The following is a 16,223-nucleotide window of genomic DNA, read 5'->3' as shown; positions in this document are numbered from 1 at the left end:
GGGTGGGAGGCCCCGATGACAGAGATGACAGACGAGAACGAGACGGCGTGGCTGGGGATCGACCTCGGCACCCAGAGCGTCCGCGTGCTGGCGGTGACGGCCGACGGAACCGTGCTGGGCCGGGGCTCCGCCCCGCTCGGCGGCCGGCGCGAGGGCGGGCGGCACGAGCAGGATCCGGGGGAGTGGTGGGAGGCGGTGCGCACGGCGTCCCGGTCCGCGCTCACCACTCTGACGGGCGTACGGATCGGCGGACTCGCGGTGTGCGGGACGTCCGGGACGGTCCTGCTGACGGACGCGGCGGGACGGCCGACGAGCCCGGCGCTGATGTACGACGACTCCCGCGCGGCGGACCGGGCGGCGCGGCTGCGGGAGGCGGGGCTCGCGGTGCAGGACACCTGGGCGCTGCCGAAGGCGCTGTGGCTCGTCGACGCTCACGGAAGGGGCCGCGTCACCCACCAGCCCGACGTCGTCACCGCACGGCTGGCCGGCGGGCCGGTGCCCACCGACTCCAGTCACGCCCTCAAGACGGGTTACGACCTCCGGCGCGACACCTGGCCGGATATCGACCTGGACCTCCCCGAGGTCGTCCTGCCCGGGACCAGGCTCGGCGAGGTCTGCCCGGCTGCCGCCGAGGCGACCGGTATCCCCGCCGGGACCCCCGTCATCGCCGGGATGACCGACGGCTGCGCGGCCCAGATCGCGGCGGGCGCCCTGCGCCACGGCTCCTGGAACTCGGTCCTCGGTACCACCCTCGTCCTCAAGGGGGCCGCCCCGGACCCGGTCCTGGACCCCACCGGAGTGGTCTACAACCACCGGGCGCCGGGCGGGACCTGGCTGCCCGGCGGGGCGTCGAGCGTGGGCGCGGGGGCGCTCCCGGCGGACGCCGACCCCGTGGCGATGGACAAGCGTGCGGCCGCCTTCGAGCCGTCCGGCACGGTCGCCTACCCGCTGGTGTCGCGCGGGGAGCGGTTCCCGTTCCTGGCCCCGGACGCCACCGCCCTCCTCCTGGGCACCCCCGCCGACGACGCCGACCGCTGGGCCGGGCTCCTGCAGGGCGTGGGGTTCGCGGAGCGCCTGTGCCTGGACTACCTGCACCACCTGGGCGCCCCGCTGGACGGCCCGCTCACCTTCACCGGGGGCGCGGCCCGCAGCCCGTACTGGAACCAGCTCCGCGCCGACATCCTCGCCCGCCCGGCCCGCGTCCCCGAACAGCCCGAACCGGCCCTGGGAATGGCCGCGCTGGCCGTCCACGGCACCACCGGGATCCCCCTCGCGGATGCCGCCGAGCGCATGGTCCGCATCCGCACGGTCGTGGAGCCGCGCCCCGGCCGCACCGAGGTCTTCGCCGAGCCGTACGCCCGTCTCCTCGACGAGCTCACGGCCCGAGGGTGGCTCCCCGCGGAGGTGACCGCCCACGCGCGCGCCCGGCTCGACCGGGATGCCGCACACTCATGAACACGCCTTCCCCGCAGCCTTCCGTTGCTCCCGCCGGCCCCGCCCCCGCCCCCGACCCCGACCGAGTGGATCGCCTCATGAGCACGAGTACGACCCTGCTGCTGGCCCGGCACGGGCAGACGATCTGGCACGCCGAGAACCGCTACGCGGGCGTGAGCGACGTCGGGCTCACCGACGAGGGCCGCGCCCAGGCGCAGGCGCTCGGCCGGTGGGCCGCCGTGCACCGCCCCGACGCGGTCTGGACGTCCCCCCTGTCGCGGGCGATCGCCACCGCCGAACCGGCCTGCCGGGCCCTCGGTCTCACCCCGCACCGCGAACCCGGTCTCAGGGAGTGCGACTTCGGGGTGGTGGAGGGCCGTACCCTCGCGGAGTTCGCGGCGGAGGTCCCCGACGCGGCCGAGGCCTTCCGCGCGGACCCGGTGACGTTCCCCTTCCCGGGCGCGGAGGACCCGACGGCGGCCGCCGCCCGCGGCACGGACGCGCTCCGCCGCATCGCCTCCGCCCACCCCGGCGAGCGGGTCCTGGTCGTCGCCCACAACACCCTGCTGCGGCTGGTGCTGTGCAGGCTGCTGTCGATCCCGGCCGGGGAGTACCGCAGAGTGTTCCCGCGGTTGCGCAACGCGGCGATCACCGAACTCCGCCTCGACAAGGACGGATCCGCCGCACTTCTCTCCCTCAATGTGCCGTGCGAGCCGGACCGGTCGTAGCACGATAGGACCATGACGGAGATCGACACCTCGGTGCCGCATTCGGCCCGGATCTGGAACTACTGGCTCGGTGGCAAGGACAACTACCCCGTGGACGAGGCGGCCGGTGACGCGTACACCGCCGTCTTCCCCGGCATCGTCACGATCGCCCGCAGCAGCCGGGCCTTTCTCGGCCGCAGCATCCGGTATCTGGTCGAGGAGGCGGGCATCCGCCAGTTCCTCGACGTCGGCACCGGGCTGCCCACGGTCGACAACACCCACGAGGTCGCCCAGCGCAGCGCCCCCGAATCGAAGATCGTCTACGTCGACAACGACCCGCTGGTCCTCGCCCACGCCCGCGCCCTGCTCACCTCCACCCCGGAGGGTGTGACGGCGTACGAGGACCTGACCCTCTACGAGCCCGAGAAGATCCTCGAAGCGGCCTCCCGCACCCTGGACCTGACCCGTCCCACGGCCCTGATCCTCAGCGGCCTGCTGGGCCATGTCGCCGACTACGACGTGGCCCGGGACCTGGTCCGCCGTCTGCTGGCGGGCCTGCCCTCGGGCAGCCACCTCTGTGTCAACGACGGCTCCCGCGGCACCGACCCGGACTACGAACAGGCCCAGGACGCCTACAACGAGACCGGCGCGGTCCCCTACTTCCTGCGGCCGGTCGACAGGATCGAGGCGTTCTTCGAGGGCCTGGACCTGGTGGACCCGGGTGTGGTGTCCGTCCCGCTGTGGCGTCCCGAGGGCGAGGGGACACCCGCGCCGATCGGCCAGCACGGCGGCGTGGGCCGCAAGCCGTAGCGCGCCCGGCACAGGCGAAGCCCCCGCGAGTCATGTCCTCGCGGGGGCTTCGCTTCTCTCCGCCCGCCGTCATGAAGGTTGAGAAGACGATCACGAGGCAGGACGTTTCGGTGCGGGCCGTTCAGGGCGCCAACAGCAGCACATCCGCACGGGACTTGGCGGCCTCGTGACGCCGGGCCACGTCCTGCCAGTTGACGACGGCCCACATGGCGTCGATGAAGTCGACCTTCTGGTTGCGGTACTGCAGGTAGAAGGCGTGCTCCCAGGCGTCGAAGACCAGGATCGGGGTGGAGCCCTGGCCGACGTTGCCCTGGTGGTCGTAGACCTGCTCGACGATCAGCCGCCCGCTGAGGGGCTCGAAGGCGAGGACGCCCCAGCCTGAACCCTGGGTGGTGGCGGCGGCCTTGGTGAGCTGCGCCTTGAAGCCGGCGTAGGAGCCGAAGGACTCGGCGATCGCGTCCGCCAACTCGCCCAGCCCGTCGGCCTCCAGGGGTTCGCCGCCGCCGTCACCGGTCATGTTGTGCCAGTAGATCGAGTGCAGGATGTGCCCGGAGAGGTGAAAGGCCAGGTTCTTCTCCAGCCCGTTGACCGCGCCCCACGACTCCTTGTCACGCGCCTCCGCCAACTGCTCCAGGGTGTCGTTGGCACCCTTCACATAGGCGGCGTGGTGCTTGTCGTGATGCAGCTCGATGATCTCGGGGCTGATCACGGGCGCGAGCGCGGAGTAGTCGTAGGGCAGCTCGGGCAGCGTGTAGACGGGCATGGGTGGGTCCCCCTCCGAACCTCTTATTGCGAAGAGCTTGCAACTGCACGCTAGCAACAAAAAGCCCCCCGCGGGTGAACGGGGGGTCCTTGTCGGGGTGCCTGGGGGCCGGTCCCCGGCGCGGCCGTCGAGTACGGCCGCGCCGGAACCGTTGTGACTACGCCGCGACGGCCGTGTAGTGCGAGGCGTCGCCCTGGATCGAGTAGCTCTCCTTGCCCTCGATGCCCACCGGCACGTCCCCGGCGACGGTCACCCGGTGCAGCCGGCGCGGCAGACCGTCGTAGTTGTCGACGGCGTAGTGCTGGGTGATGCGGTTGTCGAACAGGACGAGCTGGTTCTCGGACCAGCGGTGCCGCAGCAGGTTCTCCGGCCGGGTGACGTACGACTGGAGCAGGCCGAGCAGCGTGCGCGACTCGCCCGCCGACAGGCCCACGATCCGCTGCGCGAACCCGCCGATGAACAGCCCGCGTTCACCGGTCAACGGGTGGACCCGGACCACCGGATGGGCCGTGCGGTAGGTGATCGAGGTGAACTGGGCGCGCCGGGAGGCCTGTTCCTCGTCCAGCGTCTCGTCCGGCACGGCGTAGTCGTAGTCGTTGGTGTGCTCGGCCCACAGGTTGTCGGCCAACTGCCGCAGGGGCTCCGGCAGATCGCGGTAGGCGGCCGCCGCGTTGGCGATCAGCGTCTCGCCGCCGTACGGCGGGATCGTCAGGCTGCGCAGGGTGCTGGCCTGCGGCGGGTTGAGGACGAAGGTGACGTCGGTGTGCCAGTTGTTGGCGGCCCGGCCGCCCTCGCTGTCGACGGGCAGGACGTTCGGGGCGCCGTCGATCGAGGGCACGGTCGGGTGGGCGGTGGTGAGGTCGCCGAAGTGCCGGGCGAAGGCCTGCTGGCCCGCGTCGTCGAGGTTCACGTCGCTGAAGACCAGCGCCTTGTGGGCGTTGAGGGCGTCGCGCAGTGCGGTGGCCGTCTCCCCGTCGAGGGGCTTGGTGAGGTCGACGCCGGAGATGTGGGCGCCGATGCGGGCGGTGACCTTGCGGATCTCGATACCGGACATGTGAGGGGTCCCTTTCTAGGCGTGGACGGGCTGGGCGAGCACGGGCTGGGCGTACTGGTTCGCGGGGCGGGGGAGGCCGTAGCGGTCCCGCAGGGTCCGGCGCGGGCCGTATTCCGTGCGGAGCAGACCGCGGGTGCGCAGGATCGGGACGACGTGGTCGACGAAGGCGTCGAGGCCGGACGGCAGCACCGCGGGCATGATGTTGAAGCCGTCGGCGGCTCCCTGCGTGAACCACGTCCCGATGGCGTCGGCGACCTGCTCGGGCGTGCCGACGAAGGTGAGGTGGCCGCGTCCGCCGCCGAGCCGTCCGATCAGCTGCCGCACGGTGAGACGGTCCCGCCTGGCCAGCTCCACGACCAGCGTGTAGCGGCTCTTCGCGCCCTCGATGGCGGACTCGGGCGGCAGGTCCGTGGGCAGTCTTTTGTCCAACTCCAGTGTTCCCTCCGGGAGTTGCAGCAGGCGTTCCAGGCCGGCCACGCCGTGCCGGTGCACGATGTGCTCCTCCAGCTCCTGTTCCTTCGCCAGCGCCTCGGCCTCCGTGGCGCCGATGACGGGGACGATGCCGGGCAGCACCTTGATGTGGTCGGGGTCGCGGCCGGCCGCGACGGTACGGGACTTGAGGTCGGCGTAGAAGGCCCGTGCGTCCTCGATGGTCTGCTGTGCGGTGAACACCGCCTCCGCGTAGCGGGCCGCGAACTCCTTGCCGTCCTCGCTGGATCCCGCCTGCACGAGCAGCGGGTAACCCTGGGGTGTGCGCGGCACGTTGAGCGCGCCCTCGACGCTGAAGTACCTCCCCCGGTGGCGCGGCGGGTGGATCTTCGTGTCGTCGCCCCAGACGCCGGCCGCCTTGTCGCCGACGATCGCGTCGTCCTCCCAGCTGTCCCAGAGCTTGAGGGCCACATCGAGGAACTCGGACGCCCGGGCGTACCGCTCGGCGTGCGCGGGCTCCGCGTCCAGGCCGAAGTTGCGTGCGGCCTCCGCACCGGCGGTGGTGACGATGTTCCAGCCGGCCCGGCCGCCGCTGATGATGTCGAGCGAGGCGAACTTGCGGGCCAGGTTGTAGGGCGAGTTGTAGGAGGTGGAGGCCGTCGCGATCAACCCGATGTGCTCGGTGGCCGTCGCCAGCGCGGTCAGCAGGGTCAGCGGCTCCAGCGCGCCCGCGGGCCGCTGCGCCAGGTTGCTCCACAACTGCGGCCCGTCGGCCAGGAAGAGCGAGTCGAAGGTGCCGCGCTCGGCGATCCGGGCCAGGTGCACGAAGTGGTCGAGCTCGACGTGCGCGAACGGGTCGCTCTCCGGGAGCCGCCAGGAGGCCTCGTGATGGCCGGTGTTCATCAGGAACGCGTTGAGGTGGAGCTGTCGTGCGGTCATGCGTGGTCCTCCGTGACGCCGAGTGCGGCCAGCAGCCGTTCGCGGTAGTCGCCCAGCTTCGGGTCCCGGTACGAGCGCGGGTGCGGGCGGTCGATGGTCAGGTCGAGGCCGATGCGGCCCTGGTCGAGTACGAGCACCCGGTCGGCGAGGACGATCGCCTCGTCGACGTCGTGGGTGACGAGCAGCACCGAGGGCTGGTGGCGCTTCCACAGCTCCCGCAGCAGGGCGTGCATCCTGATCCGGGTCAGCGCGTCCAGCGCACCGAACGGCTCGTCGGCCAGCAGGAGTTCGGGCTCCCTGACCAGCGACCGGGCCAGTGCCGCCCGCTGCGCCTCACCGCCGGACAGCTCGTTCGGCCAGGCCCGTTCGCGGCCTGCGAGACCCACCTCGGCGAGCGCCTCGCGGCCCCTCGCCTCGCCGTCCGTGCCCAGCAGGACGTTGTCCAGCACCCGCCGCCAGGGCAGCAGCCGGGAGTCCTGGAAGACCACGGACACCCGCTCGGGGGCGGTGAGCCGACCGCTTCCCACCACCTCGTGATCCAGGCCCGCCACCGCCCGCAGCAGCGTGCTCTTGCCGGAGCCGCTGTGCCCGAGCAGGGCCACGAACTGCCCGGCCGGGATGTCGAGGTCGACGTGGTCGAGGACCGTGCGCCCGTCGAACGACCGGGTCAGTCCCCGCAGCCGTACCGCGGGCCGGGTCAGCTGCTCAGTGTGCGTCGCCATGACAGCACCCTCCGTTCGATGAGACGGACCGCGCTGTCGGAGACCAGGCCGAAGACGCCGTAGACGACGAGACCGACGAGGATCACGTCGCTCTGGCCGTAGTTCTGGGCCTGGAACATCATGTAGCCGAGTCCGCTGGTGGCGTTGATCTGCTCCAGGACGACCAGGCCCAGCCAGGAGCCGGTGACGCCGAGCCGGAGTCCCACGAAGAATCCGGGCAGTGCGCCGGGGACGACGATCTGCCGTACGAAGGCGAACCTCGACAGCCCCTGCACCTCGGCGAGTTCGACGAAGCGGTGGTCGATGCCGGACAGCGCGGCATGCGTGTTCAGATAGATCGGGATGTAGACGACGATCGCGATGATCGCGACCTTGAAGGTCTCGCCGATGCCCAGCCAGAGGATGAACAGCGGGATCAGACCGAGGGTGGGGATCGCCCGGTTGAGATTCACCGTCCCGTCGATCAGTGCCTCGCCGACCCGGCTCAGCCCGGCGGCCAGAGCGAGGGCGACACCGGCGACCAGCCCGATCGCGAACCCGGATCCGGCCCGCCGGAGCGAGGTCAGGATGTCGGTCGGCAGCGTTCCGTCGGTCCACAGCCGGGCGCCGGTCTTCACCACCGTCCAGGGCGCGGGGATCGCGGCCGGATCGAGTCGGCCGGCGGCCGAGGCGGCGGCCCACAGGGCGAGGAGGAGGGCCGGGCCGACGAGCCGGGCGGCGGGCAGGCGCCTGCCGGGGGAGAGCCGGCGGCGCCTGCGGACCTGGGGCGCGTCCTCGGCGGCCACGGCGGGTACGGCCGCGGTCGTGGTCACCGAGGTCGTGGTCACGGCGGTCACCGCCGGTACTCCGCGGCCACGGACTTCGCGGCGATGCCTTCGAAGCGGTGGTCGAAGAGCGAGCTCACGTCGAACTTCTTCACGAAGCCGCCCTCCGCCAGCAGATCCGCGGTCTCCTGCTCCCACTTGACGGCCTCGGCCCAACTCGGCGGGAACAGCGGCTTGTTGGCGAGCGCGGTGACCGCCTTGGCCTGGGGGAGGGTCAGGTTCTGCGTCTTCACGTAGAACTCCTCGTTCCAGAGGTCGGGGTTCTCGTACGTCCACACCTGGCCCTTGGCCCAGTACGGGATGTAGGCGGCGACCGCGGCGGCCTTCGCGGGGTCGCCCAGCACGGAGGCGGGCGCCCACAGCAGGTTGAGCAGGTCGACCACGTCGGTGGTGATGGCGTGGGCGCCCTTGGCCTCGTACTGCTGGAGGTAGGCGGGTGCCTGGCTGTTGGCGAGCGGCGCCACGTCCACCTGGCCGGACTGCAGAGCGGTGAAGAACTGGTTGCTGGTCAGCGGGACGAGCTTCACGTCGTCGTAGGAGAGCCCGGCCTTCTTCAACGCCCGCAGCAGGACGACTCCCTGCGCCTGTCCCTGCGAGAACGCGAGTTTCTTCCCTCTGAAGTCGTCGACCGTGCGGATGTCGCTGCCGGGTTTCGTGGCGAAGAGGTAGTTCGGTTTGCGGGTGATGTTGATCGCGACGATTTTTGCGTCGTAACCCTGGAAGTGCGCCTGGATTGGCGGAATACCCGCGTTGTTGCCGATGTCGAGGGACCCCGCGCGAAAGGCGTTGATGACATCGGGACCGGCCCCGATATTGGCCCAGTCGGTCACCTTGAACGGTAGGCCGCCGAACTTTCCGAGCTTGAACTGGAGTTGCTGGGCGCCCAGATACGAAGCGATTTTCAGGCTCGTACCCGCTGGGACCTTGGCGGCGAGCGGGGCGGACAGTGCGTCCTTGGTGTCGGCGGCGACACTGCTTCCTGCGCAGCCGCTGAGGCCGGCGACACCGGCCGCGGCACCGAGGATCGAGGAGAGGAACAGCCGCCGGTCGACGCCGGACGTACGGGAAACAGACATGGGAGAACTCCCGGAATCAGCGCCGAAACAGCGCAGCAGGAAACGCGGAGAAAGAGATCACGGAGAACGGGACCGTGGAGCGCGAGATCGTGGAAACCGCGTCGCGGAGAACGGGATCAACGCAGGAGAAATGAGCGCGTCACGCGGGGCAGCGTGTCAGCAACAAAGGGTGCGACAGTACAGGTGCGGGCTCATGGAAAGAATGTTCCCGGTCGCACGTGGCCCCTGTCAACATTCGGAGTTTCTGAATTAACTCCGCTCAGGTGACAGGGTCAGCGGATCCCGGTACAGCACATCGAGCGCCACCGCACCGCCGGCCACCGCCAGCACGCCGTCCGGGAAACTCGTCGGCATCACGGAGGCCGCCCGGTCGTCGCCGACCCCCTCGCGCAGCGCGGCGAGGCAGTCCGCCCGGTGGATGGTGCCGACCTCGGTCACGACCACCGTCTCCGGGTTCAGCACGTCCAGCAGCAGCCGCACCGCCCGCCCGACGGCACCCGCCCGCTCCACCAGCAGCCGTACCGCCTCCGGGTCGCCCGCCGCGGCAGCCGTGACCACGTGCATGGGGTTCACGCCCTCGGTGACACCCGCCTGCCGCGCCCGCCGGCACAGCGTCCGCTCGCTCAACTCGGCCTGGAGGCACCCGGTCCGGCCGCACTCGCAGGGCTCCGTGCCGCCCGGCACCGGCAGATGGGCGATGGCGCCCGCCTGGGAGCGCGGCCCGTGGTGCACCTCGTCGTTGGTCGTGAAGGCGGCGTCCACCACGTTGCCGACGAACAGATGCAGCAGACTCCGACTGCCGCGCGCCTGCCCGAACAGCCGCTCCGCGTTGGCCAACGCCCGCGCGTGCCCGTCCACATGGACCGGCAGGCCGGTGCGGGCGCCGAGCACCTCCCGCACCGCCACCTCACGCCAGCCCAGCAGCGGATGCTCGACGACGGTCCCGGAGTCCCGGTCCACCCAGCCGCCGACGGCGACCCCGACGCCCAGCGGCCGGCAACCGGGAGAGCCGGCCAGCAGAGCGGCCAGTCCCTCGGCGGCCCGCGCCAACACCGGCCCGGGCGCGGTGTGTTCATGCTTCAGCTCACGCCGGGCCAGCACCCGGCCGCGCAGATCGAGCAGCGCGACCGTGGTGTACGGCACCGCCACGTGCACACCGCCCACCACGAACCGCGTGTCGTCCAGGTCGACGGGGACGTGCGGGCGGCCCACGCCGTTCGACTGCCGGGGCGCGGCCGACTCGCGGATCAGACCGAGCTCGGTGAAGCGGGAGCAGTAGTCCGTCACCGACGCCGGGGACAGTCCGGTCAGCCGGGCGATGGTGCTGCGCGCCACCGGCCCGTGCTCCAGCACGGACCGCAGGACCACGCTGGCGCTGGTCCGGCGCCGGGAGGTGGGGGTGGGGGCGATGACAGGGGGTGCCTCGGTACGGGGCATGGAAACCGTCCTCGGGAACGGGGGCCGACACGTCTCGGAGAGTGAGGCGCGCCGGAACCCGCCTCACACCGGACGGCGACAGGTGGCCGTGCCCACGCGTCGCAGGTCGACATGACGACGCGACGAGAAGTACCGGGACTGGGCGACCATGTCCGCAAGAGTAGGGCAGGAACCATGAATCCGACCAGACCACTAGGATTCGTTTGGTGGATCCCCACAGCGCCGCCCTCGGCCGCTCCCGTGCCCTCGGCCACCCCACCTCAGTGACCGGGGTCACGCTGAACCGGGTGTAAGCGGCATCCTTTGTCCGAAGCCCACCAAGCCGCCGCTCCCCGCTTTGTCGGACGCTGACGGTGATCGGCCGGAACGCGCTGGGATAGCGTCACGATGTCCCCCGCCGTTCACACCCTCGCGGAGTCCCCATGAGCACCGCCGTCGCCCCCCTTCGCACCGGCCGGGTCCTCGCCGACCTGATCCCCGCCTCCCGCGTCCGGGACGTCGCGCTCGTGGTCGGCGGCGCCGCCCTCACCGGCCTCGCCGCGCAGCTCTCCGTGCCCGTGCCGGGCTCCCCGGTGCCGGTGACCGGGCAGACCTTCGCCGCGCTGCTCGTCGGCACGACTCTCGGCGCCCGCCGTGGTGTCGCCTCCCTCACCCTGTACGCGCTGGCGGGCCTCGCCGGCGTCCCGTGGTTCGCCCAGGGCACCTCCGGGATCTCCGTGTCCTTCGGCTACATCCTCGGCATGATCCTGGCCTCCGCCGCCGTCGGCGCCCTGGCCCGCCGCGGCGCCGACCGCTCGATGCTCCGCACGGCGGGCACGATGCTCGTCGGCGAGGCGATCATCTACGCCGTCGGCGTCCCCTACCTCGCCTACGCCGCCGACATGTCCGCGTCCGCCGCGATCGCCGCCGGCCTCACCCCGTTCCTCCTCGGCGACGCCCTCAAGGCGGCCTTGGCGATGGGCGTCCTGCCCACTGCCTGGAGGCTCGTCAAGCGCTGACACCGCGCGCGGCCCGCGCATGCCGGAGGCATGACCTGACAGGTCCCGTCAGGTCATGCCTCCGTTGTTTTCCCATGCTGTTGCTCCGTGGGATCAGCAGACGGTCCGGGGCCGCCGCTGCGACCACCACAGTCCGGCCGCGCCGGCCGCCATCAGGGACGCCCCCGCCGCCCCCAGCGGCAGCAGATCCCGCCCGACACCGGTCTTGGGCAGCTCGTCGCCGCCGGGTCCCACGGGCGTGTTGTCGGTGCCCAGCAGCAGCGGGGTGGCCGGAGCGTTCGGCGACGGGTTGGCCGTACCGAACGGAACCGGGCCCTGCTGCCAGAACGTCTTCTTTCCGTCGCCGGTCTGCACCGGCAGACAGATCTTGCCGGTCTTTCCGAGATCGAACGTGGCATCGACGGCGTACGACTTCGACTTACCGGCCGCGAGATTGTCGACGGGGCAGGCGAAACCGCTGTTCGAGCCCTCCGGGAGATCCTTTTTATCAATCGGAGAACAGCCTTGAACGTTCTTGACCGTAAGGCCGTCGAAACCGACGACCAAAAGCCTGATCTTTCCGCTGTCCTTGCTCCCGTCGTTCTTCACGGTCGCCGTGATGTCGGTCGCCTTCGAGCTGTTGTCGACGGAGATCTTCTCGGGCAGCGTCGTCGTCAGTTTCACGCCCGCCGGCGCCTCGTCAACGGCCTTTCCCCCCTTGCTGCTTGCAGGCCCCTGGTCGTCCGCGCTCGCGGTGAAGGAAAGGATCATCACCGTCGAGAAAGATGCCGTGACCAGTGATCCGGCGATGGTCGTCATACGACGAGAACTCATGTTCGTCCCCCTTGGCTGCGCCTGAATTCGCAGTACTTGAAGAGGTACCACAAGATTTCTCCGCACTATGCTGGTACGGCGCGAAGTGTGACCATTGTGTTTCAATCGGGGCGTCGTTGAGGGGGGTGCAGCGGATTGCCGGGAAATACGGGAAACACGAGGAGCGGCGGAGTTCCAGGGCTCCTGGTGACGGGACGTTATCGCCTGGTCGAGAGTATCGGCCAGGGGGGAATGGGGCGGGTGTGGCGAGCCGCCGACGAAATGCTCGACCGGCAGGTCGCGGTCAAGGAGATGCGGATCGACGGCCTCGACGCCGAGGACGCCCGCACCCGCCGTGAACGGACCCTGCGCGAGGCCAGGGCCACCGCACGCATCGACCACCCCAACGTCGTACGGGTCTACGACGTCGTGGACGAGGGTGAACGCCTGTGGATCGTCATGGAGTTGGTCACCGGCCGCTCCCTGGAACGGATGATGGTGGAGGACGGCCCGCTGAGCCCGCACGCGGCGGCACTGCTCGGCCTCGGCCTGGTCAAGGCACTGCGCCAGGTGCACGCGCGCGGAGTCCTGCACCGGGACATCAAACCCGGGAACGTCCTGGTGGAGTCCAGTGACCGGACCGGCCGCCGGATCGTCCTCACGGACTTCGGCATCGCCGCGATCCAGGACGCCAAGGCGCTCACCATGGTCGGCATGCTCGTCGGCTCCCCGGACTACATGGCCCCCGAGCGGGTCTCCGGCCGCCCCCAGGGCCCGCCGTCCGACGTCTGGTCCCTCGGCGCGACCCTCTGCGCGGCCCTGGGCGGCCGGTCCCCGTTCTCCCGCGACACCACACTCGCCACACTGCACGCGGTCCTCTACGAGGAGCCGGTACTCCCCGTCTCCGCGGGCCCGTTGACGGACATCCTGGCGGCCCTGCTGGAGAAGGACCCGGCGGTGCGCCCGGACCTGGACGACGTGGAGGCGGCCCTGCACACGGTCGCGTTCCCGACGGTCGCGCCCACGCCGACCCTGCGGGTGGGCGCGGGGGACGGCACCGGGACGGCGGAGCCGGAGGTGCACGTCGACGAGGACGACGAGGCCGACGAGGCCGACGAGGAGCGTGCGGAGGCCGAGGGGCCTGACGCGTCCAGCGGTCCCGGAGCCTCGCCGGACGCGACGCCGCCGTTGCCGTGGGCCCCGCGGGAGTCGCATACGCCCGCCTATCTGGACGGTCGGGTCGTGCGGGCGGCACGCGATCCGCGGCTGCCGGAGTCGGGGGTGCCGGAGCCGGAGGCCGCGGGCGAGACGCCCGTGCCGGAGCGCGACGGTGCGGGGGAGGAGCCCTCGGACGCCGTTCCCGCCGGGCACGCGCCCTCGGACGCGCCGCCGGGGGAGGCAGTGGCCGACGGGACTCCCGTGGCCGCCGATGTCGTGGACGGGCAACCCCGGCCACCCACCCCGGCCGAGCCCTCGGTTCCGCATGTCGCCAGTGCCTCCACCGAGGCCGTCTCCGAGGAACGTTCGGAGGTGCGGTCCGAGGCGCCGTCCGGGAACTCGGTGGGAGCCGTACTCCGGGCGGGCGCCGCCACGACCAGTACGCCCGTCGCGAGCGCTCCCACCCAGGACTCCCTCTCGGCGGGCGCCCCCACGGAGCACTACCCGATGCCGGACGCGCCGACTCGGGACACCCCCACGCGCGCCGCCTCCGCCCCCACCCGCGTCACACCGGTACCGGGGGCCTCCCGCGGTTCCCGCCCCGGTGTCTCCCTGATCCGCGGCCGACAGGCCGTACCCGCCCCGAACTCCGACCCGAACTCCGCCCCGGGCGACGGCGCAGGTCCCGCCCCCGAGCCCCGTCCCGACTCCGCCCGGGACCCGGATCCCGCACTCCCGGTCCCGGCCACCGCCTCCGACCCGACCGCCGCACCCGACCCCGGCTCAGCCCTCGTCCTCGGTCCGCACCCCCTCCGCATGCCCCCCGGCGAACTCCCCGGCCCCGCCGTGCCCGCCGTGCCCGGGACGCCCCGACGCGGCCGTCGCCGGACCGCCCTCGTGGCTGCCGGAAGCGTGCTCGTGGTGGGTGCCGCAGTGGTCGGCGTGCTCCTCGCGAACACCTCGGGCTCGCCCGGCGACGACAAGGCCGGTAACTCCCCGTCCGCGTCGGTGTCGGCCTCCGTGTCGCAGTCCGGCTCGTCCACCGGTGGCTCCCCGTCCTCGCCGTCCTCCACCGTCGAGGGCACCTCCCGCCCCCGTTCCCTCCCGCCCGGCGCACACGAGGAGGCCGGAGGGTTCGCGTGGGCGACACCCACCGGCTGGCGACGGGACGTACGGACCGGGGCGGAGGTCCACTACACCTCGCCCGACGGGAAGCAGGAACTCGTGGCCAAGTCCTCCCTGGCCCGGGGCAACCTGATGGAGACCTGGGAGACCTCCGAGCAGAACGCCCACCAGGGCCAGGACTACAGCAAGATCCGCCTGGAGGAGACGACGTTCCAGGACCATCCCGCGGTCGTCTGGGAGTACACCTTCACCCTCGGCGGAGTCCCCTGGCACGCCCAACTGCTGGGTTTCAACGTGGGAGACAAGTCGTACCAGGTCAACACCTGGTACCAGCCGGACATCGAGGCAGCGGCCCTCAAGACGTACGGCAGGGTGAAGGACAGCTTCACCGTCCTGTAGGCACGGATGAAGGGCCCCGCGGCACACGCCGCGGGGCCCTTCACCACATGGTCGAACAGGTCAGCCGACGGACACCTTGTCCGTCACCTCGCCCACCGGGCCCGAAGCCGTACGCCGTCCCCGGAGCCTCTCCTTCACCACGGCGATGGCCAGCACCACCGCCGCGACGAGCAGCGACAGCAGTACGGTCTCCCGTCCGTCGTGCTCCGTGTCGGTCAGCATGTATCCGAGGACGAACACGATCAACGCGGCCGTCGCCCAGGTCAGATACGGGTACAGCCACATCTTCACGACCAGCTTCTCCGGCGCCTCGGCCTGGATGATCTTCCGCATCCGTAGCTGCGAGAAGCAGATGACCAGCCACACGAACAGGGCCACCGCACCGGAGGAGTTGACCAGGAAGAGGAAGACCTTGTCGGGGGAGAGGTAGTTGAAGAAGACGGCCACGAAGCCGAACACCACCGACGAGAGGATCGCCGCCATCGGCACGCCCCGGCCGTTGACCCGGGCGAACGCCTTCGGCGCGTCTCCCCGCTCGCCGAGCGAGAAGGCCATCCGGGAGGCCGTGTAGAGGCCGGAGTTGAGACAGGACAGTACCGAGGTCAGCACGATGAAGTTCATGATCTGACCGGCGTGCGCGATGCCGAGGGAGTCGAGTGCGGCGACGTAGGAGCCGTTGTCCTGGATGGACTTGGAGTCCCACGGGATCAACGTCACGACGACGAAGATCGAGCCGAGGTAGAACACGGCGATACGCCAGATGATGCTGTTGGTCGACTTGGTCACCGCCCGCTGCGGGTCCTCCGACTCACCGGCCGCGAGGGTCGCGATCTCGCTCCCCATGAAGGAGAAGACGACGAGGAGTACTCCGGTGAGGATGGCGCCGGCTCCGTGGGGGAGGAAGCCGCCGTGGTCGGTGAGGTTGGACAGCCCCGCCTGGTCGGTGTCGGCGCCGGGCAGCACGCCGAAGACGGCGAGCAGGCCGATGACGACGAACGCTCCGATGGCGACGACCTTGATCCCGGCGAACCAGAACTCGAACTCGCCGTAGGACCCCACGGAGACGAGGTTGGTGGCGGTCAGCACCACCATCACGATGAGCGCCCATCCCCACTGCGGTACGGCGGGGATCCACCCTTCGAGGATCTTGGCACCGGCGGTCGCCTCGACCGCGAGCACGACGACCCAGAAGAACCAGTAGAGCCAGCCGATGGAGAAGCCGGCCCAGCGCCCGAGCGCGCGGTCGGCATGCGCGGAGAACGAACCCGAGGTCGGGTTCGCGGCGGACATCTCACCGAGCATCCGCATGACGAGGACGACGAGAGTGCCGACCAGGGCGTACGACAGCAGGATGCCGGGTCCGGCGGTGGCGATACCGGAGCTGGAGCCCACGAAGAGGCCCGCTCCGATGACACCGCCGATGGCGATCATCGTGAGGTGACGGTTCTTGAGTCCGGCCTGGAGACCAGTCATACGGGGAGTTCCTTCGTACCGGGTGTGGGGGTCCCCGCACGAGCAACGTACGGGTCGGTCCAGTGAATCGGAGGCAAAGAAAT

14 protein-coding genes are annotated in these 16,223 nt (G+C 71.1%); 5 read left to right on the top strand and 9 right to left on the bottom strand.

What is annotated here, in order from left to right:
* The first annotated feature begins 24 nt into the window (after positions 1-24).
* From OHT57_RS18430 to OHT57_RS18420, 3 genes are all read left to right on the top strand, one after another.
* Positions 25-1,455 carry an FGGY-family carbohydrate kinase gene (locus OHT57_RS18430; RefSeq protein ID WP_328753238.1) on the top strand — a complete coding sequence of 477 codons (1,431 nt, stop codon included), beginning with the start codon at positions 25-27 and terminating at the stop codon, positions 1,453-1,455.
* Between the two features lie 77 nt (positions 1,456-1,532).
* A complete protein-coding gene (locus OHT57_RS18425; RefSeq protein WP_328747520.1) occupies positions 1,533-2,162 on the top strand; it encodes a histidine phosphatase family protein in 630 nt (209 codons plus the stop codon).
* Between the two features lie 12 nt (positions 2,163-2,174).
* Positions 2,175-2,951 (top strand): SAM-dependent methyltransferase, encoded by a 777-nt coding sequence (locus OHT57_RS18420; RefSeq protein WP_328747519.1) that lies wholly within the window; start codon positions 2,175-2,177, stop codon positions 2,949-2,951.
* 121 nt (positions 2,952-3,072) lie between these two features.
* Here the strand turns inward: OHT57_RS18420 and OHT57_RS18415 are convergent, their stop codons facing one another.
* The 7 genes from OHT57_RS18415 to OHT57_RS18385 all read right to left on the bottom strand — a co-directional run bounded on the left by OHT57_RS18415 (position 3,073) and on the right by OHT57_RS18385 (position 10,195).
* Positions 3,073-3,714 (bottom strand): superoxide dismutase, encoded by a 642-nt coding sequence (locus tag OHT57_RS18415; RefSeq protein ID WP_328747518.1) that lies wholly within the window; start codon positions 3,712-3,714, stop codon positions 3,073-3,075.
* A 157-nt stretch (positions 3,715-3,871) separates the two neighbouring features.
* A complete protein-coding gene (locus OHT57_RS18410) occupies positions 3,872-4,768 on the bottom strand; it encodes a TauD/TfdA dioxygenase family protein (RefSeq protein WP_328747517.1) in 897 nt (298 codons plus the stop codon).
* A gap of 15 nt (positions 4,769-4,783) precedes the next feature.
* Entirely contained in the window at positions 4,784-6,136 is a 1,353-nt protein-coding gene (locus OHT57_RS18405; protein ID WP_328747516.1) for an LLM class flavin-dependent oxidoreductase, read from the bottom strand.
* Complete coding sequence (locus OHT57_RS18400) at positions 6,133-6,858, bottom strand: ABC transporter ATP-binding protein (RefSeq protein ID WP_328747515.1); 726 nt, start codon at positions 6,856-6,858, stop codon at positions 6,133-6,135. The genes OHT57_RS18405 and OHT57_RS18400 overlap by 4 nt, the downstream gene beginning before the upstream one ends.
* The gene (locus OHT57_RS18395; RefSeq protein WP_328747514.1) at positions 6,834-7,694 is read right to left on the bottom strand and encodes an ABC transporter permease; all 861 of its coding nucleotides are present in this window, start codon (positions 7,692-7,694) and stop codon (positions 6,834-6,836) included. The genes OHT57_RS18400 and OHT57_RS18395 overlap by 25 nt, the downstream gene beginning before the upstream one ends.
* Positions 7,691-8,758, bottom strand: coding sequence for an ABC transporter substrate-binding protein (locus OHT57_RS18390; RefSeq protein WP_328747513.1), 1,068 nt, complete (start codon positions 8,756-8,758; stop codon positions 7,691-7,693). The genes OHT57_RS18395 and OHT57_RS18390 overlap by 4 nt, the downstream gene beginning before the upstream one ends.
* A gap of 249 nt (positions 8,759-9,007) precedes the next feature.
* Positions 9,008-10,195: an ROK family transcriptional regulator gene (locus OHT57_RS18385; RefSeq protein WP_328747512.1), complete on the bottom strand. Its 1,188-nt coding sequence runs from the start codon at positions 10,193-10,195 to the stop codon at positions 9,008-9,010.
* Between the two features lie 422 nt (positions 10,196-10,617).
* On the opposite strand from OHT57_RS18385, the gene OHT57_RS18380 reads away from it, so the two are divergent.
* Positions 10,618-11,193, top strand: a complete 576-nt coding sequence (locus OHT57_RS18380; protein WP_328747511.1) for a biotin transporter BioY — start codon at positions 10,618-10,620, stop codon at positions 11,191-11,193.
* 93 nt (positions 11,194-11,286) lie between these two features.
* Here the strand turns inward: OHT57_RS18380 and OHT57_RS18375 are convergent, their stop codons facing one another.
* Positions 11,287-12,006, bottom strand: coding sequence for an LPXTG cell wall anchor domain-containing protein (locus OHT57_RS18375; protein ID WP_328747510.1), 720 nt, complete (start codon positions 12,004-12,006; stop codon positions 11,287-11,289).
* A gap of 231 nt (positions 12,007-12,237) precedes the next feature.
* On the opposite strand from OHT57_RS18375, the gene OHT57_RS18370 reads away from it, so the two are divergent.
* On the top strand, positions 12,238-14,667 hold the full coding sequence (locus tag OHT57_RS18370; RefSeq protein ID WP_328753237.1) for a serine/threonine protein kinase: 2,430 nt from the start codon (positions 12,238-12,240) through the stop codon (positions 14,665-14,667).
* 60 nt (positions 14,668-14,727) lie between these two features.
* On the opposite strand, the gene OHT57_RS18365 is transcribed toward OHT57_RS18370, so the two are convergent.
* On the bottom strand, positions 14,728-16,140 hold the full coding sequence (locus OHT57_RS18365; RefSeq protein WP_328747509.1) for an amino acid permease: 1,413 nt from the start codon (positions 16,138-16,140) through the stop codon (positions 14,728-14,730).
* Positions 16,141-16,223 lie beyond the last annotated feature (83 nt).

The sequence above is a fragment of the Streptomyces sp. NBC_00285 genome (assembly GCF_036174265.1).
In the GTDB taxonomy this organism is placed as follows: Bacteria; Actinomycetota; Actinomycetes; order Streptomycetales; family Streptomycetaceae; genus Streptomyces.
This window is presented reverse-complemented; position numbering and strand designations above follow the sequence as displayed.

Bases quoted from the DNA above. Each gene is read 5' to 3' on its own strand.
- OHT57_RS18415 (WP_328747518.1), bottom strand. From the start codon at position 3,714: ATGCCCGTCTACACGCTGCCCGAGCTGCCCTACGACTACTCCGCGCTC.
- OHT57_RS18380 (WP_328747511.1), top strand. From the start codon at position 10,618: ATGAGCACCGCCGTCGCCCCCCTTCGCACCGGCCGGGTCCTCGCCGAC.
- OHT57_RS18425 (WP_328747520.1), top strand. From the start codon at position 1,533: ATGAGCACGAGTACGACCCTGCTGCTGGCCCGGCACGGGCAGACGATC.
- OHT57_RS18410 (WP_328747517.1), bottom strand. From the start codon at position 4,768: ATGTCCGGTATCGAGATCCGCAAGGTCACCGCCCGCATCGGCGCCCAC.
- OHT57_RS18405 (WP_328747516.1), bottom strand. From the start codon at position 6,136: ATGACCGCACGACAGCTCCACCTCAACGCGTTCCTGATGAACACCGGC.
- OHT57_RS18430 (WP_328753238.1), top strand. From the start codon at position 25: ATGACAGACGAGAACGAGACGGCGTGGCTGGGGATCGACCTCGGCACC.
- OHT57_RS18420 (WP_328747519.1), top strand. From the start codon at position 2,175: ATGACGGAGATCGACACCTCGGTGCCGCATTCGGCCCGGATCTGGAAC.
- OHT57_RS18375 (WP_328747510.1), bottom strand. From the start codon at position 12,006: ATGAGTTCTCGTCGTATGACGACCATCGCCGGATCACTGGTCACGGCA.
- OHT57_RS18370 (WP_328753237.1), top strand. From the start codon at position 12,238: ATGGGGCGGGTGTGGCGAGCCGCCGACGAAATGCTCGACCGGCAGGTC.
- OHT57_RS18400 (WP_328747515.1), bottom strand. From the start codon at position 6,858: ATGGCGACGCACACTGAGCAGCTGACCCGGCCCGCGGTACGGCTGCGG.
- OHT57_RS18365 (WP_328747509.1), bottom strand. From the start codon at position 16,140: ATGACTGGTCTCCAGGCCGGACTCAAGAACCGTCACCTCACGATGATC.
- OHT57_RS18385 (WP_328747512.1), bottom strand. From the start codon at position 10,195: ATGCCCCGTACCGAGGCACCCCCTGTCATCGCCCCCACCCCCACCTCC.
- OHT57_RS18390 (WP_328747513.1), bottom strand. From the start codon at position 8,758: ATGTCTGTTTCCCGTACGTCCGGCGTCGACCGGCGGCTGTTCCTCTCC.